The organism is Mycobacterium sp. 1245852.3 (assembly GCF_001669335.1).
In the GTDB taxonomy this organism is placed as follows: domain Bacteria; phylum Actinomycetota; class Actinomycetes; order Mycobacteriales; family Mycobacteriaceae; genus Mycobacterium; species Mycobacterium europaeum_A.
In genome coordinates, this window is record NZ_LZLL01000493.1 from 1 (window position 1) to 581 (window position 581).

Below are 581 nucleotides of genomic sequence, written 5' to 3' on the forward strand. Positions count from 1 at the left end.
GAGCGCTTTTTGTCGGTGGCCCGTTCTAGCATTCGAACATGAGTTCGATAGATGACCGGGAGCAGATTCAAGCCGACGCTGACGCGTTGTGCGCTGCGGCCGCTCGCTTTCACCAGCATTCCTATGCGGCGCTGACCAACCCCGAACGCCTGGCACTGTTGGAAAAGCTCGAATGCGCAACCCGCAAGCTCCAGACGCCAAGCCACCAACTCATCAACCAGCTTGGCGAGCAAGCGGATCCGGCCGAACTGGGCGGCAAGCTGCCCTGGGCCTTGGCCGACCGGCTGCACATCACCCGGGCCGAGGCCGCACGGCGTATCGCCGAGGCCGCCGATCTGGGCCCGCGCCGCACGCTGACCGGCGAGCCGCTGGCGCCGGTGCTGCCCGCCACCGCCGCGGCCCAGCAAGATGGGGCGATCGGCGCCGACCACGTGGCCGTGATCCGGCGGTTCTTCCACCACCTGCCCGAAGCCGTGGACCTCGACACCTGCGAACACGCCGAAACACAGCTGGCCGCCACGGCCACCCAATTTCGCCCCGACCAACTCGCCACACTGGCCCGCCGCCTGATGGACTGCCTC

General features: G+C 67.8%; 1 protein-coding gene. It reads left to right on the plus strand.

Annotation, left to right across the window (positions count from 1 at the left end; translation table 11 throughout):
* Window positions 1-38: 38 nt before the first annotated feature.
* On the plus strand, window positions 39-581 hold a 543-nt coding region (locus A9W96_RS21945; RefSeq protein ID WP_156765363.1), incomplete at its 3' end, for a DUF222 domain-containing protein.